This window comes from Paenibacillus sp. DCT19 (genome assembly GCF_003268635.1).
Classification (GTDB): domain Bacteria; phylum Bacillota; class Bacilli; order Paenibacillales; family Paenibacillaceae; genus Paenibacillus.
In genome coordinates, this window is sequence record NZ_CP029639.1 from 3,459,990 (window position 1) to 3,483,958 (window position 23,969).

General features: G+C 44.8%; 19 protein-coding genes. 15 read left to right on the forward strand and 4 right to left on the reverse strand.

The window, feature by feature from the left end:
• Positions 1–45 precede the first annotated feature (45 nt).
• Positions 46–540 (forward strand): hypothetical protein, encoded by a 495-nt coding sequence (locus DMB88_RS15835; RefSeq protein WP_128102140.1) that lies wholly within the window; start codon positions 46–48, stop codon positions 538–540.
• Positions 541–552: 12 nt separating this feature from the next.
• On the opposite strand, the gene DMB88_RS15840 is transcribed toward DMB88_RS15835, so the two are convergent.
• The 4 genes from DMB88_RS15840 to DMB88_RS15855 form a co-directional block, all read right to left on the reverse strand.
• Entirely contained in the window at positions 553–1,527 is a 975-nt protein-coding gene (locus tag DMB88_RS15840; protein WP_128102141.1) for a hypothetical protein, read from the reverse strand.
• A complete protein-coding gene (locus DMB88_RS15845) occupies positions 1,505–2,095 on the reverse strand; it encodes an RNA polymerase sigma factor (RefSeq protein ID WP_128102142.1) in 591 nt (196 codons plus the stop codon). The genes DMB88_RS15840 and DMB88_RS15845 overlap by 23 nt, the downstream gene beginning before the upstream one ends.
• Before the next feature lie 209 nt (positions 2,096–2,304).
• The gene (locus DMB88_RS15850; protein ID WP_128102143.1) at positions 2,305–3,537 is read right to left on the reverse strand and encodes an aminopeptidase; all 1,233 of its coding nucleotides are present in this window, start codon (positions 3,535–3,537) and stop codon (positions 2,305–2,307) included.
• A gap of 134 nt (positions 3,538–3,671) precedes the next feature.
• Complete coding sequence (locus DMB88_RS15855; protein ID WP_128102144.1) at positions 3,672–4,904, reverse strand: aminopeptidase; 1,233 nt, start codon at positions 4,902–4,904, stop codon at positions 3,672–3,674.
• A 217-nt stretch (positions 4,905–5,121) separates the two neighbouring features.
• On the opposite strand from DMB88_RS15855, the gene DMB88_RS15860 reads away from it, so the two are divergent.
• The 14 genes from DMB88_RS15860 (at position 5,122) to DMB88_RS15925 (ending at position 23,944) form a co-directional block, all read left to right on the forward strand.
• Entirely contained in the window at positions 5,122–5,388 is a 267-nt protein-coding gene (locus DMB88_RS15860; RefSeq protein WP_174715294.1) for a hypothetical protein, read from the forward strand.
• A 195-nt stretch (positions 5,389–5,583) separates the two neighbouring features.
• Entirely contained in the window at positions 5,584–6,393 is an 810-nt protein-coding gene (locus DMB88_RS15865) for an MBL fold metallo-hydrolase (protein WP_128102146.1), read from the forward strand.
• A 199-nt stretch (positions 6,394–6,592) separates the two neighbouring features.
• Positions 6,593–7,603 (forward strand): aldose 1-epimerase, encoded by a 1,011-nt coding sequence (locus DMB88_RS15870; protein ID WP_128102147.1) that lies wholly within the window; start codon positions 6,593–6,595, stop codon positions 7,601–7,603.
• A gap of 324 nt (positions 7,604–7,927) precedes the next feature.
• The gene (fumC, locus tag DMB88_RS15875; RefSeq protein WP_128102148.1) at positions 7,928–9,316 is read left to right on the forward strand and encodes a class II fumarate hydratase; all 1,389 of its coding nucleotides are present in this window, start codon (positions 7,928–7,930) and stop codon (positions 9,314–9,316) included.
• Between the two features lie 197 nt (positions 9,317–9,513).
• The gene (locus DMB88_RS15880) at positions 9,514–12,279 is read left to right on the forward strand and encodes a CHASE3 domain-containing protein (protein WP_128102149.1); all 2,766 of its coding nucleotides are present in this window, start codon (positions 9,514–9,516) and stop codon (positions 12,277–12,279) included.
• Between the two features lie 274 nt (positions 12,280–12,553).
• A complete protein-coding gene (locus DMB88_RS15885) occupies positions 12,554–14,161 on the forward strand; it encodes a PucR family transcriptional regulator (RefSeq protein WP_128102150.1) in 1,608 nt (535 codons plus the stop codon).
• A 247-nt stretch (positions 14,162–14,408) separates the two neighbouring features.
• Positions 14,409–15,923 (forward strand): 2-oxo-4-hydroxy-4-carboxy-5-ureidoimidazoline decarboxylase, encoded by a 1,515-nt coding sequence (gene uraD, locus DMB88_RS15890; protein ID WP_128102151.1) that lies wholly within the window; start codon positions 14,409–14,411, stop codon positions 15,921–15,923.
• Positions 15,920–16,303, forward strand: coding sequence for a hydroxyisourate hydrolase (uraH, locus tag DMB88_RS15895; RefSeq protein ID WP_254438196.1), 384 nt, complete (start codon positions 15,920–15,922; stop codon positions 16,301–16,303). The genes uraD and uraH overlap by 4 nt, the downstream gene beginning before the upstream one ends.
• Before the next feature lie 106 nt (positions 16,304–16,409).
• A complete protein-coding gene (locus DMB88_RS15900) occupies positions 16,410–17,726 on the forward strand; it encodes a Zn-dependent hydrolase (protein WP_254438197.1) in 1,317 nt (438 codons plus the stop codon).
• Between the two features lie 90 nt (positions 17,727–17,816).
• On the forward strand, positions 17,817–19,412 hold the full coding sequence (gene ggt, locus DMB88_RS15905; protein WP_128102152.1) for a gamma-glutamyltransferase: 1,596 nt from the start codon (positions 17,817–17,819) through the stop codon (positions 19,410–19,412).
• A 92-nt stretch (positions 19,413–19,504) separates the two neighbouring features.
• Complete coding sequence (locus tag DMB88_RS15910) at positions 19,505–20,827, forward strand: 5'-deoxyadenosine deaminase (protein WP_128102153.1); 1,323 nt, start codon at positions 19,505–19,507, stop codon at positions 20,825–20,827.
• A gap of 86 nt (positions 20,828–20,913) precedes the next feature.
• Complete coding sequence (locus DMB88_RS30250) at positions 20,914–22,068, forward strand: XdhC family protein (protein WP_164848703.1); 1,155 nt, start codon at positions 20,914–20,916, stop codon at positions 22,066–22,068.
• A complete protein-coding gene (locus tag DMB88_RS15920; RefSeq protein ID WP_164848704.1) occupies positions 22,034–22,699 on the forward strand; it encodes an NTP transferase domain-containing protein in 666 nt (221 codons plus the stop codon). The genes DMB88_RS30250 and DMB88_RS15920 overlap by 35 nt, the downstream gene beginning before the upstream one ends.
• A 336-nt stretch (positions 22,700–23,035) precedes the next feature.
• Positions 23,036–23,944, forward strand: a complete 909-nt coding sequence (locus DMB88_RS15925) for an FAD binding domain-containing protein (protein WP_164848705.1) — start codon at positions 23,036–23,038, stop codon at positions 23,942–23,944.
• The last annotated feature ends 25 nt before the right edge of the window (positions 23,945–23,969 follow it).

Genomic DNA, 23,969 nt, shown 5'->3' on the forward strand with positions numbered 1-23,969 from the left:
TGGATATCCATATTTATTCATATAATGAAATGGAGGATGAGCCAGATGTTAAACAAGCGTTTGAATGCAATCCTTAAAGTTACACTGGCAGTAGCTTTGACTTTACCTGTATTCCTAACCATAACTGACGGAGAACTTCAAGCAGCTTCAGAAAGGTCTGTTGTCAAACCAAGAGCTTTGACCCCACCGCCCCCAGAGACGCAAAGCATTCAGAGCTTGGAGCAATTAACACATATTTATAAAGCAAATGGCACGGTCGTTCCAGCAGGTGGACTTTCTGTTCATGTGTATACCAACACGGCAACATATAATCAGATGAAATATTTAGCAGTGGATTATCGTCTTGAACGTTGGGACGGATCCACTTGGATCACGTATCGCTCAGGTACATCAACGAAAAGTAATACAAATGTGTTAAAGGCTAATTCCAATTGGACCGTTATATCTGGTTACTACTATCGTGTAGTCAGTGTGCATACCGCAATGGACGGATCAGACACCGAGAAGACAACACATATATCTGACACGGTATTGTTCTAGCAATTATTGTGATCAACGACTGGTCGAAGGAAACCTTTGCTTCTGCAGATCATTGGCAATAGCTAGCATTTCCGCTTTGTTAATCGTACCAAACATGCTCACATTAGTTGATCCCATCATCCATTGGAACGTGTTATACGGTGGACCAATTGCTATAAGTGCTTCGCTGCCATCATCCAAACGAACCATATTCGTCTCACGTAACACGGGTGCTGTATCAACTTGACCAGGTCGGATCCACATATAATCAAATTGAATGACTTCTTCTTCGTTATCATTCACCCAAGTAGAATAACGCACACGCATATGATCTGACTCATAGTCTCTGTCATCAGACGAGTTCGACTGCTCGCTATCTTCCTCACGATCTTCTAGGAGCAGTTCGAACTTCACATGTGTGAATCGTTCAGGAATGGCGTTGGATAAGAGAAAATCGCCAAGAAAACCTGAACGAGCCTGCTCTTCAGTGACTTCAACAGGACCAAATGTACGGTCGTATTCAACAGGCAGGTCAGCACCCTCAATGATGGTAATTGTAGGAGCATCCTCAATGCCTGGTTCAGGTGGTGGAGGAGTTCTGGCCGTTGAAGGATCTTTCCCAACGATCTGTTCCGTACCATCTTTGATGACGATGGATTTCATTCCATTTCCCCAATCTTTTATCGTTTGCATAAAAGGGGATACGGCCTGTGTACCGGCAGGCACACTGAACAACAATGCGCCTAAGGCAACGGAAGCTGCCACAACACCAGATAACCAGAAGGTTTGTTTTCGTCTTCTGCGTTTACCTATTTTATTAATCTCCGTTTGCACATTAAGCCAGGATTCCTGCATGTTCTTGGTTTGTTCCTTACTAGGGGTAGGGGGAGTTGAAGCAGCCCGTCGGAATGCTTCATCAAAAGCTAAATCGAAGGCATCATCAAAATAGTCATCTTCTAGCTCTTCGTATGACTCGTGATCATGCTTATCTAATTTGCCTTTGCTCAATGCTGCCACCCCATTCCTTATGTAGTTGCTTCTTAATGCTTCCCCGAGCACGGAATAACCGTTGCTTAACAATCTCTTCCGATGTATTCAAAATCTCAGCCATCTCCCGGTAAGAGAGTCCGTCTTTCCATCGCATCTCGATCAGAACACGATATTCAGGTTTGAGTTGGCTGAGGTAAAATTCAATAGATTCCTGCATCATTTGTGTTTCAACTGTGGTTTCGACAGAAGCTGAAGTCTGATTAATCGTCTCCATATCTATAAAAACACTATCCGTATCCAGTTGGTTACGGTTATTTTTATTTTTTCTCAAATAATTAATGGCTGTATTTCGTGTTACGACCTTAAGCCATGCTTTTAGTTTTATTTCACTCTCGAAAAGAGGTTTGTTTTTAATGATTTTGATAAAAGCTTCCTGAATGATATCTTCAGCAGCGGCACGCTCTTTGATGATATAAACGATAAGACCATGTACCATATTATAATATTCATAATACACTTCTTCCTGAAGTGTTGGACTCAAATTATGGAAATCTGAGGCTAAAAGTAATTGGAGCCGATTAGCCATGATGTTCTCCTTTCTGGTGAAGAATCTACAAACATTGGTATCATTTCATTTTACAGCATTATATGGAAGTCTAACAATATCATCGTTTTACATACTGAACGAAAAATATTAAAAAGAGACCGCCTAATCTAACCATAATTATGGTTGATTAAGCAGTCTTTTGTTGTAGTTTTACCTATAGATGTTGTTGCTAGAATGCATGAGTCCTATTAGAAAGCCCAGTCACCTTTCAGGAAGATCGCTTCACGTTCACCACTTGTTGTAATTCCATAGATGTCTGTCTCGGGTGAGCCCATCATGAAATCGACATGAGTAATACTTGTATTCATACCACGAGCTGCGAGTTCTTCTGGGGACATTTTTTTGCCACCATCGATATTAAAGGCGTATGAACTACCAATTGCAAGATGACAGGAAGCATTCTCATCATAAAGTGTTGTGTAATACAAAATGCCACTTTCAGAGATTGGAGAGTGGTAAGGTACCAGCGCAACTTCACCCAAATAATGAGAACCTTCGTCCATATTAATCAGACGTTCAAGCGTATCATGTCCTTCCTCCGCATGAAAATCAACAATTCGCCCATTCTCGAACGTCAGCGTGAAACGATCAATAATGCTTCCACCATAACTCAGTGGTTTCGTGCTGGATACTGTACCATTAACGCCGTGTTTTGCTGGAGCTGTGAACACTTCTTCTGTTGGGATATTAGCTACAAAAGGAGTACCTCGTTCATTCACGCTTCCTGCCTGAGCCCAAATGTGTCCTTCTGGAAGCTCAACGGTGAGATCCGTACCAGGTGAGATAAAGTGCAGTGCACGATACTTTTTGTTATTAAGGGCAACAGCCTTGTGCTCTAAACGCTCGATGTGCTGTTCCCAAGCTTGGATAGGCTCTTCTAAATCAGCGCGTACGGCAGCGAAGATAGCTTCCCATAGCTGTTCCATCTGTTCAGAGGCAGGCAGATCAGGGAATACTTTGGCAGCCCAGTCTGGTGAAGGGCAGGCTACACCTGTCCAGCTCATTTTATCTGCCTGCTGATACTGACGGTATTTAGCAAGTGCCTGACCATAGGTTCGTTGATGCGTCGAAATACGTTCTGGATCGATTCCTTTCAACAAGTCAGGGCTTGATGACAGGACAGTTAAGAATGCCGCGTTGTTTGCAGCAAGTTCTTCAAGCTCAGCAGCATGCCATTTCGGAGGATCTTGGAATGATTGTTCCGGAGCCATCTCGAAACGTAGTCGATTTACAGTTTCATCACTGAATTTAACGATTACTTTTTTGGCACCTGCTTCATACCCCTTCCGTACCAACAAACGTACAAATTCAACCGTATCGATCATGGCACTAATCACGAAAATTTGTCCTGGTTGTACGTTTGCTCCTACTTTGACAGCGAGCTCTGCGTAACGATCTAGCTTTTGTTCAAATGTTAACATCTGATTGTCTCCTAACTTTAAAAGTAGTTTTTATCTATTGTTTTATACCAGAACCTTGCATTCAATGTTAAATTTATCGATATAAACAAAGGAAGAGAGAGGAAGTTATCCTCTCTCATGAGATTCGCAGAGATTTAGAATGCCCAGTTTCCGTTCAGGAAGATGGCTTCTTCTGAACCTTCCGAAGTAACGCCGTGAATATTCATTTCTCCTGATCCAATCATAAAGTCCACATGCGTAAGACTGGAGTTCAATCCAGCGTCAATAAGTTCTTCCTTTGACATGGATTTACCGCCTTCAAGACAGAAAGCATAGGCATTACCGATTGCCAAGTGGTTAGATGCATTTTCATCAAACAGCGTGTTGTAGAACAAAATATTGGTATCGGAGATCGGTGATTGATGAGGAACGAGAGCAACCTCGCCTAGATAATGAGCACCTTCATCCATTTCGACCAGGTTTTTGAGAGCGTCGTAACCCTGTTCAGCGGTATAATCCACAACTCGGCCATTCTCAAAGGTAAGGGAGAAGCCATCGATCAGGTTACCGCCATAACTAAGTGGTTTCGTGCTGCGAACGGTACCATGAACACCGGATTTTAAAGGTGCGGTAAATACCTCTTCTGTAGGCATGTTAGCGACGAACACATGACCTTGTTCATTGACACTGCCACCAGAAACCCATAGATGTCCTTCTGGAAGTTCGATTGTCAAGTCTGTTCCCGGAGCTGTGTAGTGAAGTTTCTTATACTTCTTCTGATTAAGCAGATCCGCACGGGAATCAAGGTTGAGCAGATGTGTTTTCCATTCAGCGACAGCGTCCTGCTCGCCAATACGAACCGTTTTGAAGATGACATCCCATAATTTATCGATTTGTTGAGCTTCCGGAACATCCGGGAAGACTTTAGCGGCCCATTCTGGTGATGGAACAGCAACAATTGACCAGCTAAACTTATCTGCCATTTGCAATGCACGATATTTTTCTAGCGCTTTGGCACGAACTTTCTGGCTAGTCACGATTCGTTCCTGTGCGACTCCGTTCAAGAGATCCGGATTCTCGGCGATAACGTGCAGGACTGCTGCGCCTTCTTCGACAAGCTCGGTCATTTCAGCTGCGAACCACTTAGGCTCGATTGAGAAAGACTCTTCTGGAGCCAGATCATAGTGAAGACGAGTAACAACCTCATCACTCCAATTCACTTTGACCAGTTTGGCACCTGTGTTATAAGCTGCTTTTACGATGAGACGAACAAAATGTGCTGCAGTGATTGGTGCATTCACCACAAGTGTTTGCCCAGGGTGGACGTTAACTCCAACTTTTACGGCCAGTTCCGCATACTGCTGTAGATTTGTTTCGAAATTGTTCATGCTATATTCTCCTCCAGTAATCATAATTTGTCGTAGCCCTCGTTGGCTGATACAGCCCTCATTACGGGTATGTAAGGATTATAAAAGCTCCTTCATTGAATAAGGTATACGTTGCTACGATATATATTGTACAATTAACCAATAATAATTACCAAACCAGGTTTACCATAAAATGTGGAGAACCTTTCTAGATGAGAGATTAAAGGAGAGAACGAGAGTGAATATTGAAGTGATTCGCGCTGAAATGCGCCGTGAAGATGAAAAATTGTATGTAGGGAATACCGTTTTCAAGGCAGAAGGAACCCAGTCACATTATGAGATTACCTTTATGAGCAAAAACGGTAAGGATTGGGATTATAGTCTTCATTTCACCGAGCAATCCGGAGACGAAGAAGAACTGCTTCGGATGGACGAGCTGTTGGAGAATGATGATGATCTCTACAATCAGTTGCTTGATGCTGCGCTGGATGCTTATCCTGCATAATTGCAATAACATACATGAACATATATTTTGGTTCTATTATGAAATCACGCTGATTATACTAGACGGTGTATGCCTGTTAAAGGGTGTACACCGTTTATTTTTCTGAATATGGAATAGAAATGCCAGAAAAGGGAAGTCTACGACAGAAGCATCGAGTATAGAGGGACAATCCGCCTGAATGGGAGGTAACCGTGAATGGCATCTGACAATCTGATTACATCAGGAATGACGGGTCTTGAAGAAGTCGCACACGATATCCTCAGCATGCGTACACTATTTGTGAATGTGATATTCATCGGTGAACCAGGAAGCAGGAAATGGGTACTCGTGGACACGGGAATGGCGAAGTTCACTGATCATATTGTTGAAGTTGCAGCAGAGCGATTCAGCGGGCCGCCATCTGCTATTATTTTGACCCACGGGCATTTCGACCATGTAGGTACCGTCATTGAGCTTGAACAGTTTTGGGGCGTACCCGTGTATGCGCATCCGCAGGAAATCCCCTATTTGACGGGGCTGAAAGACTATCCGCCTGCTGATCCTACTGTTGGTGGTGGAATAATGGCACGATTGTCCTTTGCTTACCCGAATGAAGCGATTAATCTGGATGATCGGATTTTCAGTTTGCCAGATGATCATTCTGTTCCGGGAGCTCCTGGATGGCAATGGGTGCATACCCCAGGACATACGCCAGGTCACATCTCACTTTTCCGGGATCAGGATCGTATCCTTATTGCAGGAGATGCCATTATCTCTGTGAAGCAGGAATCGCTCTGGAGTGTGCTGCTTCAGGACAAACAGTTGCACGGGCCACCCGCATACTTTACGACTGATTGGCAGGCAGCTCATCGATCCGTTCAACAGCTTCGACAGCTTGAACCCAGCATGGTCGTTACAGGTCATGGCCATTGTCTTACTGGAGAGATGCTAAGTGAATCACTGCGTAAGCTGGATCTTGATTTTGAAGAAACGACTGTACCGGATCATGGGAAATATGTAGATTAGACTACACAAACTATAATAAATAATAAAACATAACCGAATTAAGGCAGCGGCGATGGATGCTTGCTGTCTTTTTTCTATATGTCATGGATCGTTCGTTGATGGATGTGTTCTATATCATAGATTGGTATTTTGCGCCAAGTCATGATATATTCGAGCCGTATAGTATAAACCTTAGTATGCACAGGAGGTACATATAACAATGACACATCAGAATCAAGCGGTTGAAGAACAATTTGGCGGCATCCCCGCTGTATGGCTTCGCTTTAATCAATTTGAAGCGGCAGTTATCCCGAGTGTAGGAGGGAACCTTGTAGCTTATCGGGATACAGAGCAGGGGCATCGCTATTTGCGGGAGCCTGACCTGAACAATATGGATGCATTCCGAGCAGCACCTGCGGTGTACGGTATTCCAATTCTATCTCCTCCCAACCGGTATGAGGATGGACGCTTTCCGTGGGACGGTGAAATCTATCAACTTCCTGTAAACGAACCAGCAACGGGCAATCATCTACATGGTTTTCTGCACGATGTGGAATGGAACGTGGAGGGATATGGAGCTAACGAGCTGGAGAGCTATGTTCTTTTGACTCAGGAAGTGAAAGAGGGACACCCATTCCATAAATATCTACCGTTTACGTTTACAGTGACACTAAGGTACGCATTGAATCAAGATGGACTGCAACAACAATTAAAAGTAAGAAACAACGGAACGAAGCGTATGCCTAATTTATTTGCTTTCCATACAGCGATTAGCGTACCTTTTGATTCAGCGAGTAAGCGTTCGGATTATACAGCCAAAATTACGATTGGACAGCGACGTGAGTTGAATGAACGCTCCTTGCCTACAGGTGAATTTCAACCGCTTACACCGGATGAAGAGAAGTTGAAGGCAGAAGGCGTGAGTCCGTTTTTTGCTGCGATGGACAACCACTATACGGCTGTACCACAAAATGGACGTAATTATATGGAACTGACGGATCATCGTACAGGTCACAAGCTGGTTTATGATGTAGGTACGTCCTACAAACACTGGATGATCTGGAACAACAATATGGAGGATAACTTCTTCTGTCCTGAGCCTCAGATGAATCTTGTCAATGCACCGAATGTGAAAGGGGCTTCTGCAGAAGAGATCGGGCTCATTGGTCTTGAAGCCGGAGAGATCTTTGAACAGACAAGTCGCCTGTACCCAATCCCTGCTCAAAAATAATGCCACGCCCGTTTTGCGGTACGCTTACAATTTTGTCGAAAAGGTGAAAATTAACCCTTATCTCATGTATACTATGGCTATATGGGTTTAACTAAACTTTTACACTAGAACGAAGAGGACAGAAATAACGTGGAGAAGCGAAGCGTTCGCCTTTATCCCCGGATTTCCCCTTGACAAGAGGAATCAAAAAAATCTGGGGATAACAGCGATCGGAAGGTTGTTCTGTCATCGTAGTGGTCAGTGTAAATCATTTTTAGTTAAACATATATAGATACACCCACTTTTGAGAAAACCCAGACCATTTTTTTGGAGGAGGAAAAGCAAGTGGAATACCGCATTGAAAGAGATACACTTGGAGAAATGAAAGTACCTGCTGACAGATTATGGGGAGCTCAAACCCAACGTAGTAAAGAGAATTTTCCGATTGGGCTCGAACATATGCCAATGGAAATTATCCGCTCACTCGCTATTTTGAAGAAAAGCGCTGCGGCGAGTAACCATAAATTAGGTAAGTTGTCTGCTGCCAAAACCGATGCGATTGCATACGCTGCCGATGAGATCATCGCTGGGCGAATTGACGATCATTTTCCGCTTGTAGTATGGCAAACGGGTAGTGGTACACAATCCAACATGAATGTGAACGAAGTTATCGCTAATCTCGGTAACCAATTGCTAGAGCAAAAGGGTAAGGAAGAACGCCTTCATCCAAACGATGATGTCAACATGTCCCAGAGCTCGAATGATACGTTCCCAACAGCGCTGCATGTCGCAGGCGTACTTGCTGTTGAAGATCAACTTTTGCCAGCGATCGCTGTACTGAAGAAAACGTTGGCGGATAAATCCGAAGCGTTCAAAGATATCATTAAAATTGGACGTACTCACCTTCAGGATGCCACTCCGATTACATTGGGTCAGGAAATTAGCGGTTGGGAAGCGATGCTCGCGAAGAGTGAACGCATGATCCGCGAAAGTGCGCAATACATGAAGGAACTTGCGATCGGTGGTACAGCGGTAGGAACGGGTATTAATGCACATCCGGACTTTGGTGATTTCACAGCCAAAGAGATTGGCAAACATACAGGTAAAGATTTTGTATCCGCGCCGAACAAATTCCATGCCCTCACAAGCCATGATGAGGTCGTTTACGCACACGGTGCAGTAAAAGCGCTTGCAGCGGATCTCATGAAAATTGCCAACGATGTACGCTGGCTTGCGAGTGGTCCGCGTAGTGGTCTGGGTGAAATTAGCATTCCTGAGAACGAGCCAGGCAGCTCCATCATGCCAGGTAAGGTTAATCCTACGCAAAGCGAAGCGTTAACGATGGTGGTTACACAAGTCATGGGTAACGATGCAGCGATCGGATTCGCTGCGAGCCAAGGTAATTTTGAACTCAACGTATTCAAGCCGGTGATTATCTATAATTTCCTTCAATCGGTACAACTACTTGCAGACTCCATCATTGCCTTTAATGATAAGTGTGCAGTAGGCATCGAGCCTAATCTGGGTCAGATTGAACATAACCTGAACAACTCGCTAATGTTGGTTACTGCACTCAACCCGCATATCGGTTACGAGAATGCAGCAAAAATAGCGAAGCTTGCGCATAAGGAAGGCTTGTCTCTAAAAGAAGCAGCACTGCAAACCGGGTTGCTTACTGAAGAGCAGTTCAATCAGTACGTAGACCCGGCGAAGATGATCGCTCCAAAAGCTTAAGGAATGAATATATTTATGAAAAGAATGATAAGAAGCGACCTGTGAGAACAGGTCGTTTTTTTCTTGTGAAGAATAATAATTGATAATGCTTGTCAGCAATGTACGCATGCATATAAAATACATATGCAAGTATAATCGTATTTGTTCAAAAAGTAGCTTATAGTTATTGATTGGTTTATATCATTGGAGGTTAAGTGGTGCTAAAAAGGAGAAGATTCACAATACGCTCCAAAATATTAATAGGTTATCTTGTGGTTGTATTGTTATTTGGAGCCGTTCTGATAGTTCTGACAGCTCTGATTAACACATTGCAGAAAGAAAATGACTTTATCAGCCATCATGACCTGGATGTACACAATTTGACCAACTCTATTGAAAAAGCTGTTCTCGATATGGAGACAGGGCAGCGTGGATTCATGCTTACAGGAAACGAGACGTACTTAGAACCTTACATACAAGGTCTCGGCCAATGGAATTCTCATTACACTGCCCTCTATGAATTAGTGAATGATAATCCGTCACAGCAACTCAGTCTGGAAAATATTAAGACACATATCACACGCTGGATTGAAGTAGCTGGCGAACCTTCTATTGAACTGAAAAGGCAGGAAGATCAGGAGCAGGTACTTGCATTTTTCCAATCCGATCCTGGTAAAACCGAAATAGATCTATTAAGATCACAGCTCACGAACTTCCGAAACACAGAAATTGCTCTGACCGAAGCAAGGGTTACCGATCTGGCAGCCCGCAGCTCAACACTACTGACGGTCATGTACAGCTTGTGGGGAGTCATTGCTATACTGTCCGTTCTAGCGGCAATCGTAATCTCAGGCAATATTATAAAAACATTACGCGATGTTAAACAAACGATTAGTGAGATTTATAAAGGCGGAAACCTCACACAACGTATCCATGTACGCACCAATGATGAGGTTGGCGACCTAGGCGATGAGACGAACAAACTGCTGGATACCGTACAAGAGCAGAATCGTACCAAAGAGCGAATTACTGAAATTGCCACGTTGATGCAGAACCCGACGACACTAGAGGGGTTGTCACGGCGGTTTCTGAATGAGCTTGCTATGCTATTAGAAATTCCTTATAGCGTCTTATACTACTGGAAAGACAATCGACTGTTGCGTGTTGCTGCATATGCGGCTGATGGAGACAAAGAACGATCACTAGGTAAAGTTTCACTGGCACCTGGAGAGGGGCTTGTAGGGCAAAGTGCGAATGAGCAACGGATGCTGCGCTTAAATGACCTACCGCAAAATTACATTCGTATCTCGTCCGGGCTTGGACATGCACCTGCAACATCACTTACGGTTATTCCCGTCATTTTCGAAGGAAAAACGATTGCTGTAATTGAACTTGCGTCGATGAAGCCACTACAGGATAGCGAGATTGCACTACTCAACGAACTGATTGATATATTTGGTGTATCGCTTCATTCGACAGTGACGCGTATGGAACTGCAGCAGTTGTATGATGAGTCGCAGGTTCTCAATGAAGAGTTACAGGCACAGTCTGAGAAGCTTCAGGTGCAAACGGAAGAAATGTTATCACAGACAGAGGAGCTTCAGATGCAGACCGAAGAGCTGCACATGCTAAATGAGCGTCTAGAAGAACAAAAGAATGTAGCTGAGTCCTCAGCTAGTGAACTAGCTGAAGTTGCCGATCAATTACGCACTAGCTCAGGGTACAAATCCGAGTTCCTTGCCAATATGTCTCATGAACTACGTACTCCGCTCAACAGTATGTTAATACTTTCTGAAATTCTGGCAGAGAACAAAAATCAGCATTTAAATAAAGAAGAGCAGAAATACGCATCCGTGATCCATGCATCAGGCAAAGACTTGCTTAATCTGATTAATGACATACTCGATCTGTCCAAAGTCGAAGCTGGCGAGATGGAAGTCGACTTTAATGACGTATATCTGGACAGTTTGCCGGAGATGATGAATCAATATTTCTTAAAAATAGCTGAGCAAAAGGGAATTGATTTCCGCATCCAGTTGCACAGCAATCTCCCAGAAACGATTATCTCTGACGAGATGCGTTTGCATCAGATTCTTAGAAACTTACTCTCGAATGCGTTTAAGTTTACGAAACAGGGTGAAGTTGCTCTTACCATTTCCAGAGTGAATTTACCAAGTGCAATGAATAAGGGACAAGAAGACGAAGTTATCGCGTTCTCGGTTAGTGATACAGGGATCGGTATTGCAGAACATAAGCTGGTACAGATCTTTGATGCGTTCAAGCAGGCGGATGGAGATACAGCGCGGAAGTATGGCGGAACAGGTCTAGGACTTTCCATTTCCCAATCACTAGCGAGTTTGTTGGGAGGTTCCATCTCGGCAACGAGCCGGGAAGGGGAGGGAAGTGTATTTACGTTGTTCCTACCGCTGCATTACGATGAACAAGAAGATGTATATGATTCCAGACTCTTCACAAACGAGGTGGCTTCAACGATACCTCAGCTTCCGGACAATACATCTTCAAGAGTGCCACACACTTCGTCTGACATATCACCCAATGAGATGTTGTTAACACCTTTGGAAGAGTCACTGCTGCGCGGACGTCAGGTGCTTGTTGTAGATGATGATATTCGCAACGTGTATGCGTTAGCTAACGCTTTAGAACAGTACGATATGCGTGTGATCACTGCTCAGAACGGCTACGAATGCCTCGAAATGCTGGAAAGTGGTGAGGCCAAGCCTGATATCATTATGATGGATATTATGATGCCAGAATTGGACGGATACGAAACTACACGCCAGATTCGAAACAGATTAAATCTGACGAGTCTGCCCATCATCGCGTTAACAGCGAAGGCAATGAAAGAGGATCGTGACAAATGTCTGGCTGCAGGAGCGTCGGATTACATCAGTAAACCGTTAAATATGAAAGAGGTTATATCTCGGATGAAATTATGGCTGAGCCATGAACCGCTCGGAATATAAATTGTTTTTTAAGTTTAAGGTATCATGATTCATAAAAAACATCTTTAAACCCATGAACATGGTGTAGCGTAAGCTTCCCATCGAGTCATGGGTTTTATTTTTTTTAGATGTAAGCTATTTCCAAGACAATGATGTTATAATACTTAACAACAAATATGGTTTTTTATGAAGATGTGCTACAGAAGAAGTGGAAAACTACATTTTGACTCATGAAAAAGAAATATATATTCAGATTATTTAACCTTTATTGTTATATATATGGGAGGTCATGTCCATGCAACTTACGGTAAAAGAAGCTTTGCAGGTATATCCTTTGTCCGAAGCGAAATTGGTCGCAGGTGGAGAGGGAACTTCACGGATGATGAAATCCGTCAATGTCATGGACGCTCCAGATATCGCGGATTGGATTAAATCAGGAGAGTTGTTATTCACCACAGCTTTTATTATGAAAGACAATGAAACGGATGCCCTTCATCTGATGCGTAAATTGAATGAACGTGGCTGTGCAGGCCTTGGGATTAAGCTTGGGCGTTTCTGGAATTGTATTCCACAGGGCATTATTGAAGAAGCGGATCGCTTACGTCTGCCACTACTTGAACTTCCGTTTCAATTCACGTTCTCAGATCAGATGAATGCCTTGTTCAAAGTAGAGCACGAGCGAACTCATCGCTTGCTGCATGAGGTGGTACAGAAGCAGAAGAAGCTCATGCATTTTGCACTGCAACAACAGGAGCACCGGAATGTATTTGCAGAGATTGCGACCGTACTAAATTACCCGATTGCTGTAATCGGGTCTCGCGGACATGTATTATACGGCAGTGATGGAATAGCGGGTGATGCTATTGCTCAAGGTTGGCCGTGGAAATCCATTATGCACCGTGTGAAGTGGAACCAAGGTAGTTGTCATCGTGTACCGATCAAGCAAAGCGATGAGCAATACGGATTTTTGCTTGTATTCACGGATTCTGCCCTCTCGCTGCGAGCGGAGGAAGAGTTGTTTCAGCAAGCCGCAGATGTACTCGCGTTTTATATGGATATGACATATCGCGAACATATTAATCCAACAGTGCAGGACGAGATGCGTACGTTGCTCACACAATACTTGGAACATAAGTTAAGTGTTGAAGAATTAACGAAGCTGAGTGAAAACAAGGGTATACATCTCTTCCAAGGCACATATCAGTGTGTATTGATTACACTTGAACCTTCCGTTTTTGCAGAGGGCAAACTGTTGAAACAAATTCATCGTGAGCTGCAATATAATCCGTTAATGCAATTTACGGCATCCCAGCACTTTCAGATCGAAGATGCTATTCTGTCTATCTATACCTGCCCTACGGGTCGGGATTACGGTGAGGAATTATCTAGTTTTCTGCTTAGTCGATTCGCAGACGTGCTGAAAGCACAAGAGGTCAAAGGGGAATCCTCCCCACGGTTCTGGATTTCCAAAATGAAGCATGAACCGAAGTCACTCCGTGAAGCATACCAGGAATGTTTGGATACACGTCAGCTGGCGCGTCGATTCGGGATGAAGGATCGTGCCCTTCAGTTTGAAATGCTGGAATTCGCCTATGTGTTTCAATACGTACCGGATAACATTATGGAGAATTATTGCAACAAAGTATTGGAGCCGTTATTAGCAAGAGAAGGAGACCCTAATCAGGTCTTGATGAATACACTGGAATCTTTCATTGAAAATGATGGATTAATTAACGAAGCGGCTAAGCAGCTGTTTGTACACCGGAATACAGTAACCTACCGGATGGAGAAGGTTAGCAGTTTGCTGCAGATGGACTTTAAGAAAACGAATGATCTCCTCAAATTAAAGCTGGTATTCACGTTCCGTAAGTTTATTCGTGATAAGACCACGATTAGGGGTTAAGCGAACCTGGATTAACGTTGTGCAATATTCCAATAGGATAATTCCTTACATCAATTACCGTAATCTCTAGAGAGGTTACGGTTTTTTTGTATTTTCCAACTATGATTAAGATGCATTCCGTGCATTACAACCAAATTACAAACTTCATGTTATGTTATATGACAAAAGTGCGTCAATATCATTGCTGGGTGATAGGGCGATACGTAAAATAAAGAACAACAATTCACAGTAGACCGGAGGTTATCACATGAGCGACTTCATTAAACTCGTAAACAACTGGTCTATCACGCAGTTTGTGCATACGTTTGGCGGTTTATTTGAGGAATCACCTTGGGTGGCAGAGCTTTCATGGCCAACAAGGCCATTCGATTCATTTGAACAGATGATGAAAGTTATGACGAGCATGGTTTTGGTTTCAAACGAGGACGTACAGCTACAACTGTTGCGCAAACACCCTGATCTTGGAGCTAGAATTCGTATGAGTAACCATTCGGTGAAGGAACAGTCCGGGGCTGGTCTTGATCATTTAACCGAGGCGCAATACAACGAGCTCCGAGAATTAAATCGAGAATATACAAGCCGGTTCGGCTTTCCTTTTATATTGGCAGTGAAGGGTCATACAGCAGATTCAATTCTAGAAGCCATCCGGCAACGTAATCGCCGTAGTCCAGAAGAGGAGTTCCATTCGGCACTCAAAGAGGTTTTCAAAATTGCTTCAATTCGTTTGGAGCAATGGATAGATCAGATGGGGGATGAACATGAATTGGTCGTTCGAACTGCGAAGACGCAGCAAAGAACGATGTATTGCGGTAAGGGGGACATCTGGGTCTATCGTTCCTATGCAAAACCGTTAACTGGAATACAGGTAATACCTGAATCTCCCTTTGCGGGAAGGAGTAATGTTTTATTCGGGGTGAATGTGAAAGTCGCGATACAAGGTGATCATTTATTACCTTCTTTTGCTGAAGCGAATCATTCCGACACACTTACGTCCGAAGCTATGAATCAGTTCGTTCTTAAGCATGCTGCCGAATACACCGGCGCTACAATGGAGGGGTTTCTCGCATACGTTAGTGAGCGATTTCTTGTAACCTATCCGCAGATTAGCAAGATTCAGATGACGGGAGATCAGATCCTTTTTGAGGATACTTTAATTCACACAGAAGGTCGTTATCGAGCCAGTGACCTCGTATATCGTTATTCACAGAATGATCGAGCTACGGCGGCGATTGAAGCACAACATGTCGGTAATCGCGTAGAGTTGAACAATCAGTTCAGCGGTATTGCAGATCTTAAGCTCATCAAGGTTCAAGGTGGTGAATTAACAGATCTTACAAGTGAAACCGACACAGCATCGGCAGAATTAGCACGTAGTCCACTTGCTCTTTATCTGAATGTGAATTGGCGTTATGAAGATCCAAGAGATGGGATACATGATGAACGGGGACGTTACGTTCCTGCGGAGCAAGTGAGAGATGTAGCTGCTGCTGCATTTCATGATTGTACATCGGCTTCGATTCAACATCTGCTGTATCAGATTGGACGCCGTTTGCTAAGTCGATTTGATCAATTGTCTGAGGTGTCCTTTGAATCCAATAGCCGGACATGGGTGGAAGCTGTAAGCGAAAATCAGGAAAGTGAGAGTTCTCATAAGTACGCTGTATATACAGAGCCTAACCCTTCATATGGATTTCAGGGTTTCTCCATGACACGAGACGATCTTGAGATTCGTCCAATCACCTCCAAGAAAGAAGGTGCATGATGACTAAAGCGTCTGCAGGACGAATTACTACACATGTATTAGATACATCCAGAGGCATTCCTGCTGATGGGGTTGCAATTGAATTGTATGCCCTAACCTGGGATGAAGACAAGGAAATTAGAACCAAGATTGCAGAATCCATCACCAACCTCGACGGAAGATTAGACCCCCCACTGATCGGGAACGGCGAACTGAGTAAAGGAATTTATGAGATTCAGTTCAATGTCGAGAACTATTATGCACAGCGACCTTTGGAAGAAATGGGGCAACCGTTATGGGGAGTTGTGCCGATTCGATTCACGGTATCGGATGCAACAATCCATTATCATATTCCGCTGTTAATAGCTCCAGGTGGCTACAGTACATACCGAGGAAGCTAACGTTGCAAAGTTAATACGCATTACAACAACGGGATGAAGCGAACCGCTTTGGGCCGATTTATTCAGCCAGGGTATGTGGTCTAAGACGTATTACAGAGGGGGTTGAATGATGACAGAATTTGACGTTCAACCACAACCAGGGGCGGATAAGACCAATATGTCTTTACCTGAATTGGAGCTTGTAGAATTACAAGCTATGCTGGATTGGCTGTCCACCTACGGAGCGGATTCACAGGGTGGCGTCACACGATTATTGTATGACAATGCTTGGTCTGAAGCACAGCATGCCTTAGCCAAACAGATGACAGAGAAGGGATTAGTTCCAGCGTTCGATCAAGCAGGCAATTTATATGGAACGTTAAGCAGTAAGGAATCGGTATCTTCGGCTCAGGATGGAGTAGCTACCTACCCCATTGTTACTGGTTCTCATATAGATTCAGTAGTCCATGGCGGCAAATATGATGGAGCTTATGGTATTGTCGCCGGCATCCTTGCGCTTGAATACTTACACAAGCACTTCGGCAGACCGAAGCGGACACTACAGGTGGTATCACTCTGCGAAGAAGAAGGCAGCCGATTTCCCTTTGCATACTGGGGATCGAGGAGCATAACCGGTGTGACAACATTGGAGGAAGTTCAGTACCTGCTTGATCAACAGGGAGTATCCTTCTCGGAAGCGATCTCGGGGGCTGGCTTTGGACCAGATCGTGGCTTGAAGCCTGCTGCCCAAACCTATGGTGCATTTATTGAACTTCATATTGAACAGGGTCAAGTATTGGAACGAAACTCGTGTTCGATTGGGATTGTATCCGATATCGTAGGACAGAGACGATACAGCATTACGGTTAAAGGTGAGGCGAACCATGCGGGTACTACACCTATGTCATGGCGCAAAGATGCGCTGGCGGGTGCAGCCGACATGATTGTTGCGGTTCGAAGGATTGCCCTGCAGACAGGCGAACCGTTCGTGGCTACGGTGGGTCGAATCACGGCAGAGCCGGGCGTGGGCAATGTTGTTGCCGCCAAAGCTACATTCTCCCTTGATATTCGACATGTCAGACAAGAGATCTTAGATCGTTGTTGGCAAGAGATGTTACAGACATTTAGCCGTATTGCTGGTGAAGAACACCTTCGTTTGGAATGGGATGAACACCTCTCAGTTACACCAACCCCCATGAATGAGAAGATCCGGCAAGATATCCAGGAGATCTGTGAACGTGAGCAAATATCTTATTTGCATATGCCCAGCGGGGCAGGACATGATTCACAAATTTTCCAGTCCGCCTGTCCAACGGCGATGATTTTTGTGCCAAGTCAACAGGGCATTAGCCACAATCCCCGTGAATTTACAACTGAAGCGGATTTGATGAATGGTTTTAGGGTACTTGTTCGTTTGCTCTATAAGTATGGCTATGAGGATTGAGTGACATATCGTTGTAGCTTTTGCAAGTAGGTGGAGCCATATAGGCGCAGAGACGGAGCTACATTTTTATAGTGGGAAAGGAGGAATTTTATGCAGAATCAGATGCCAATATCAAGAGGGAATATGGTGACTTCTCCTCATTACCTGGCGAGCGCTGTGGGAAGCGCAATCCTCGGACAGGGCGGAAATGCTTATGATGCAGCAATCTCGGTAAGTGTAACACTCGGGGTGGTGTATCCACATATGACAGGCCCAGGAGGAGATGCCTTCTTCCTTATGCACGATGGAGCTACGGGGGAAATTACGGGTTATAACGGAAGTGGGCGCGCTGCTACAGGCATCAATGCAGATACTTTCAAATCCATGGGTATGACCTCTATTCCCATGCGAGGTGTGCTAAGTGCAATAACCGTGCCCGGTATGGTTGATGCTTGGTGGGAAGTCTGGTCTCGATATGGAAGGCTACCGTGGGCGCAGTTGCTCGAACCCGCAATTCGTTATGCAGAGAATGGGTGTCCCGTATCACGTGACCTCCGTATATGGCTGGAACGTAATGAAGCATTGATTATGGAGCAGGCGTCGCTTCGAGCATCCTTCGCTCCATTAGGCACACTTTTACAAGAAGGAGAGCTATTAGTTCAGCCTGAGCTTGCCTCTTCCCTGCGTATGATTCAAGCCGATGGTCGAGAGAGCTTTTATAACGGAGAGCTGGCGAATCAACTAACATCAGCTATTCGTGAAGATGGAGGCATGCTTGCACCTATCGATTTTGCTAGTCACCAAGGCGAGTGGGTGAAGCCAATCAGCACAGAATACCGGGGCTATGAAGTGCATCAGATGCCTCCCAACTCCCAAGGCTTTTCTCTGTTAATGATGTTAAATATGCTGGAGCATGTTGATATATCCTCAGTACCACGTACATCACCTGAGTTCTATCACCTTGTGACAGAAGTGGTGAAGAAGGTTTTTCGCGACAGGGATCGATATCTTACAGATCCAGACTTTAGAGACATCCCGTTAGATCGTCTGTTATCCAAAGAATATGGGGATGAGCTATGGAATGAAATTCACACGTTCCCGCCGGTTGCTCAACCCTTTTTATCTAAAATGATTGGTCAGGATACTGCTTATGCTGCAGTGGTGGATCAGGAAGGGAACGCAGTGTCGTTTATTCAAAGTCTATATTTCGATTTTGGCTCCGCTTATGTCCCCGGGGATACAGGCATTATTATGCAGAATCGTGGATCTTTTTTCTCGCTTAATCCGCTGGATGCGAACGTACTGGAGCCTGGCAAAAGAACCTTTCATACACTTATGCCTGGACTCATCACACATAACGGGAAACCGTATATGCTTCTAGGCACACAAGGAGGAGAGGGGCAGCCTCAGACCCAAATATCTATGATTACCGGTGTAATCGACTATGGATTAACGATTCAAGAAGCGATCAATTTGCCTCGCTGGTTGTATGGCCGAACGTGGGGAGAGAAGAATGATCAGCTGCGTGTGGAGAACCGTTATCACAATGACGTATGCGAGACCCTGACAAGTTGGGGACATAAAGTCGAAGTTCGAGCACCGTGGGATGATGTTATGGGACAGTCGCAAGGCATAGTTATTCGAGCGGATGGCATGATCAGTGGAGCGGCAGACCCAAGAGGCGATGGTATGGCTATCGGCTGGTAACGTCCCACTTATAGTTTTAATGATAGTCAAATGATAAATAGTAACAAAGCCAATAAATAGAGACGGATCGCGATATGATGGGGGAGATTACGATGGGAACAATTCTACTAAAAGGTGCACAGTTGGTCACGATGAATGCGATGGAAGACGTATTCACGGGAGATCTACTAATCGAGGATAACAAAATTAAAGAAATTGCCGTGAACATTAATGTTGAAGCAGATCAAGTCATAGATGCGCGTGGCAAAGTGCTCCTGCCTGGTTTTGTTCAGACCCATATTCATCTGTGTCAAACCTTGTTTCGCGGACGAGCGGATGATCTGGAATTAATGGATTGGCTACGTCAACGAATCTGGCCGCTTGAAGCAGCGCATGATGAGGAGTCCGTCTATTATTCGGCTATGCTTGGCTTAGGCGAGTTAATCTCAAGCGGAACGACAACCATTCTGGATATGGAGACTGTGCACCATACCGAATCAGCGTTTCAGGCCATGGCTGAGAGTGGAATACGTGTGATCTCTGGCAAGGTCATGATGGATCATGGTGATGAAGTCCCTGAACCTTTGCGTGAAAATACCGCTACTTCCTTGCAACAAAGTGTCGATCTGCTGGAGAAATGGAACGGGTTCGGAGGTGGACGGATTCAATATGCGTTTTGTCCACGGTTTGTAGTGTCTTGCACAGAAGAACTGCTAATCGAAGTTCGTGACTTATCGAACCAATATCATGTGAAGGTGCATACGCATGCTTCTGAGAATCGCGGAGAGATTGAGCTGGTTGAACACGAGCGCGGTATGCGTAACATCGTGTACCTTGATCATATTGGATTAGCTACGCCTAGACTGGTACTGGCTCATTGTGTGTGGCTCAGTGAAGAAGAGAAGCAGATTATCCGTAAACGTGGTGTCAAAGTCACCCACTGCCCCGGATCGAATATGAAGCTATCTTCTGGCATTGCGGATATTCCTGATCTGCTCAATCGACAAATCGCGGTAGGGATCGGTGCGGACGGCGCTCCATGCAATAATAACCTAGATATGTTTCAGGAAATGCGCCTAACTGCGCTAATTCAAAAGGTACCACATGGGCCTACCGTAATGGATGCACGTACTGTGCTGCGCATGGCAACTATGGGAGGTGCAGAAGTGCTTGGCATGTCCAAGGAGATTGGAAGTCTTGAAGTTGGCAAAAAGGCAGATATGGTTCTGCTGGATTTGGATGATTTCCATACCTATCCCTCATATGAGACAGATGTGTATTCGCGTGTAGTTTACTCAGCGACACGTAGCTGTGTAGACACCGTCATTATAGACGGAGCTATTGTGCTCAACCATCGTAAGATCCAAACCATTGATCGAGGCATTGTCCTGCGCGAATCAGACAAGAGCATTGCCAGATTGATGAAGCGGATTTAACCGATATAACGACGAATTCGGAGTCTAGCTAAACAGTGCATTCTTCGTGAAGGTTGGCCGGATTTACAAGAAAGGTGGAGACGAATATGGAGATGCATGATCTGAGTGCAATTGCAGCGACTTGTAGCAAACGCTGTGTACTTGCCACAGCAATCAAGGTAGAGGGTCATGCTTACCGTAAACAAGGTGTCTCTATGCTTTTGACCGAAGATGGCAGCATGTACGGTAGCATCAGCCCGGGATGTCTGGAGAGTGATCTACAGGCTCGTGTGGAGCGCATTCTGGATACTGGACAAATAGAGATCGTGGAATATGATATGCGTCCTGAGGATGATCTGTCATGGGGTGAAACGGTGGGCTGTGGTGGTTTGGTCATTGTTCTGCTTGAGCCAGTTCAAGGAACCCTGCAATCCATGCTAGTGAGGATGAACGAATGTTTACAAACGGGAGCTGTTGTTCAATTTACACGTATATTTCAGCAAGGGTTCTCCAAGGTGGATTATCGTCTGAGTCTCACACGCATCGCGGATGATAAAGCCCATATATTTGAATTTGAACATAGTGCCTTAACGGAGCATATTCGAGCCAACGAATCCAGCCACCACGCTAAACCTCAGCCTATTTCAAGATTGAAAGAATCAGAGAGTGTGTACAATGGAACCAAACTTGAATCAGCTTCAGTGAAGGCCAACCCTTGGGATTTACCTTCTCTACTTACTTCCACTTATCATGCTAAACCCCGATTAGTCATTATTGGGGCAGGCAATGATGTACTTCCGGTAGTGAAGCTGGCTCAATTAGCAGGTTTTCGCATCGTCGTTGCTGACTGGAGAGAGTCGTTATGTACGGCTGAACGTTTTCCAGGCGTAGGGCTGTGTCTAGGATTTCCGCGCGAGATTCTTTCTGCTCTTCAGTTGAATAGAGAAGACTACATTCTCTTAATGAGTCATCAATTCCCAAGGGAGCGAGAGATTCTGGAGCTACTTAGCGAGGTGGAGTATGCATATTTAGGTATTATGGGCTCGAAGACAAGAACAGAGCGTCTATTAAACGGACTACCACCGTTATCTCATGTTCATTCTCCTGTCGGGCTAAGCATCGGAGCAGAAGGTCCGGATGAGATTGCTATTAGCATCGCAGCAGAGCTTATCGCCAGTAAACGGAGCGTGGCCGCTGCGCGTCGAAAGGCTCAGAAGGAGGTCGAACATGGGACTGACGGGTATTCTGCTTGCAGCAGGTAAAAGCACTCGCCTGGGTCGGGATAAGTTATCAGTGGTGATGCCTGACGGGAGGGCATTGGCAGCCTGGTCTTTGGAAGCCGCGCTAGGTTCAACATTAGAGCGAGTTATATGTGTTGTCAAACCAGAGGATACCTTATCGTGGATGCCAAGAGAGTGGCTGAGTTCAGCATCCTATGCTTATCAATCTGAAGCGAAGCTGTTAATCTCCATCTGTGATGATTACGCCATGGGCATGGCTCACTCGTTACATTGTGGATTACAAACTGCCAAACAATATGAGCCAGATGGGTATATGATCATGCTGGCAGATCAGCCACTTGTAGAAACTTCGCAGATAAACGAGATTATAACGATTTTCCAAACTCATAAACAATCCGATTATGTTGCAGCCACAGATTGCGCAGGTGGTAAACCGCCTGTAGCTTTTCGCTCCCATTTGCTTGGTCAACTCTTATCTCTTAGCGGTGATGAGGGTGCACGGAGGATCATGCACAACCCCCAGTTCACCGGCACATACGTCCCCTTCTCTGCTCCTAGCTTCTGGGACGCGGATACGGAAGAGGAGTTAGAACGGATCGTGCGACATATTGAGTATGATCATTCATCCCGAGATACACATCCATTGAAATAGAATAGATAGGAGAAAAATTCACATCACCTTATATTATCTAAACCATATCTCTTAATAGGTCAGCCAGTCCGATGGACTGGTCTATTTGTGTTTTCCTATGTCACATTTGAATCGGTTTACCATGCATTAAGCACAATTCTAACTTTTGTTTTATACATTTATCCAAAAGCATGTAAACATAATTGACGTTATAACTGTACTCCAATATGATTTGAACAATTATTCGGATCTTATAAAGCATGTCGCAAAATAGATCTAATCAAACGTATCAACGACATATGGGTCATAGCCACCCTCCCGTTAAATGAAGAGAGAGAAAGGAGTGGGATGATGGTCATGCCAGCGTACGGATCAGGTGCAATACCAACAGTATGGCAGCCCCAGGATTTACATGAACTGAGAGAGCTGAAGAGTAGGCTTCAAGGTAGATATTGCTTTGCTGCTGGTGGAACGTTACTTCGAACGCAGTGGGAAGGTGGTTTGATTGCTTCTCCTGAGCATTTGATATGCCTTTCCAGGCTTCCGGGCGTAAGTGATATATATATGGAAGAGCATCAGTTGGTGATTGGTGCATTGACTCGTCTGAACAGATGTGAGGCAGATACAATGGTGGCACAATTTCCGCTCTTGCAGGAGGCTATTCGCGTGATTGCTGCTCCTTCCATCCGAAACGTGGCAACGTTAGGTGGCAATATTGTTTCTGGTGTAGGTGACACAATCCCTGCCTTGTTAGTCTACGATGCAGAGATAAACTGGATGACAGATCAAGGTATGAAAAGGTGTAGCTTGGCCTCATGGCTAAATGGAGGAGAGGACGGACGCCGAAATCCGGAAGATGTGCTGGTCTCCATTCATATTCCGATGCAAGACAAGGATTCGATGTCGGCTGGAATTGAGCACTATGGTTCAATCAATAAGGAGATAAGTTACTATCGCAAGTTAGGGCGGCGTGAAACCTTTAGTGCTTCACTAGTGACGATCGCAATGCATGGCGAAATTGGCCTGGATGGTCGTTGGAAACAGATTGCGATCGCTGCTGGCGGAGGATCGGGTATGGCAATGCGGCTACCTCTGTCTGAACAGCTGCTTCGTGATGAAGTGGCCTCGGTAGGGCAAGCAGCTGCTCTTGCATCGACGGTTATAACTGAATTCATAACGTATGGCGATGCATTCGCCTCTGAACAATATCGGAAACAAACTGCTGGCAATTTGCTTGGTGCTGGTCTGTGGGAAGCATTGAATTGATTGGGATGTAACCGATCAGGAAGGG

What these genes read in the sequence shown, in the direction of transcription:
- DMB88_RS15865 (WP_128102146.1), top strand. Translation starts at nt 5,584, where the DNA reads ATGGCATCTGACAATCTGATTACATCAGGAATGACGGGTCTTGAAGAA.
- DMB88_RS15850 (WP_128102143.1), bottom strand. Translation starts at nt 3,537, where the DNA reads ATGTTAACATTTGAACAAAAGCTAGATCGTTACGCAGAGCTCGCTGTC.
- DMB88_RS15870 (WP_128102147.1), top strand. Translation starts at nt 6,593, where the DNA reads ATGACACATCAGAATCAAGCGGTTGAAGAACAATTTGGCGGCATCCCC.
- ggt (WP_128102152.1), top strand. Translation starts at nt 17,817, where the DNA reads ATGCAGAATCAGATGCCAATATCAAGAGGGAATATGGTGACTTCTCCT.
- DMB88_RS15845 (WP_128102142.1), bottom strand. Translation starts at nt 2,095, where the DNA reads ATGGCTAATCGGCTCCAATTACTTTTAGCCTCAGATTTCCATAATTTG.
- DMB88_RS15835 (WP_128102140.1), top strand. Translation starts at nt 46, where the DNA reads ATGTTAAACAAGCGTTTGAATGCAATCCTTAAAGTTACACTGGCAGTA.
- uraD (WP_128102151.1), top strand. Translation starts at nt 14,409, where the DNA reads ATGAGCGACTTCATTAAACTCGTAAACAACTGGTCTATCACGCAGTTT.
- DMB88_RS15900 (WP_254438197.1), top strand. Translation starts at nt 16,410, where the DNA reads ATGATGACAGAATTTGACGTTCAACCACAACCAGGGGCGGATAAGACC.
- DMB88_RS15855 (WP_128102144.1), bottom strand. Translation starts at nt 4,904, where the DNA reads ATGAACAATTTCGAAACAAATCTACAGCAGTATGCGGAACTGGCCGTA.
- DMB88_RS15925 (WP_164848705.1), top strand. Translation starts at nt 23,036, where the DNA reads ATGCCAGCGTACGGATCAGGTGCAATACCAACAGTATGGCAGCCCCAG.
- DMB88_RS15920 (WP_164848704.1), top strand. Translation starts at nt 22,034, where the DNA reads ATGGGACTGACGGGTATTCTGCTTGCAGCAGGTAAAAGCACTCGCCTG.
- DMB88_RS15885 (WP_128102150.1), top strand. Translation starts at nt 12,554, where the DNA reads ATGCAACTTACGGTAAAAGAAGCTTTGCAGGTATATCCTTTGTCCGAA.
- DMB88_RS30250 (WP_164848703.1), top strand. Translation starts at nt 20,914, where the DNA reads ATGGAGATGCATGATCTGAGTGCAATTGCAGCGACTTGTAGCAAACGC.
- uraH (WP_254438196.1), top strand. Translation starts at nt 15,920, where the DNA reads ATGATGACTAAAGCGTCTGCAGGACGAATTACTACACATGTATTAGAT.
- DMB88_RS15910 (WP_128102153.1), top strand. Translation starts at nt 19,505, where the DNA reads ATGGGAACAATTCTACTAAAAGGTGCACAGTTGGTCACGATGAATGCG.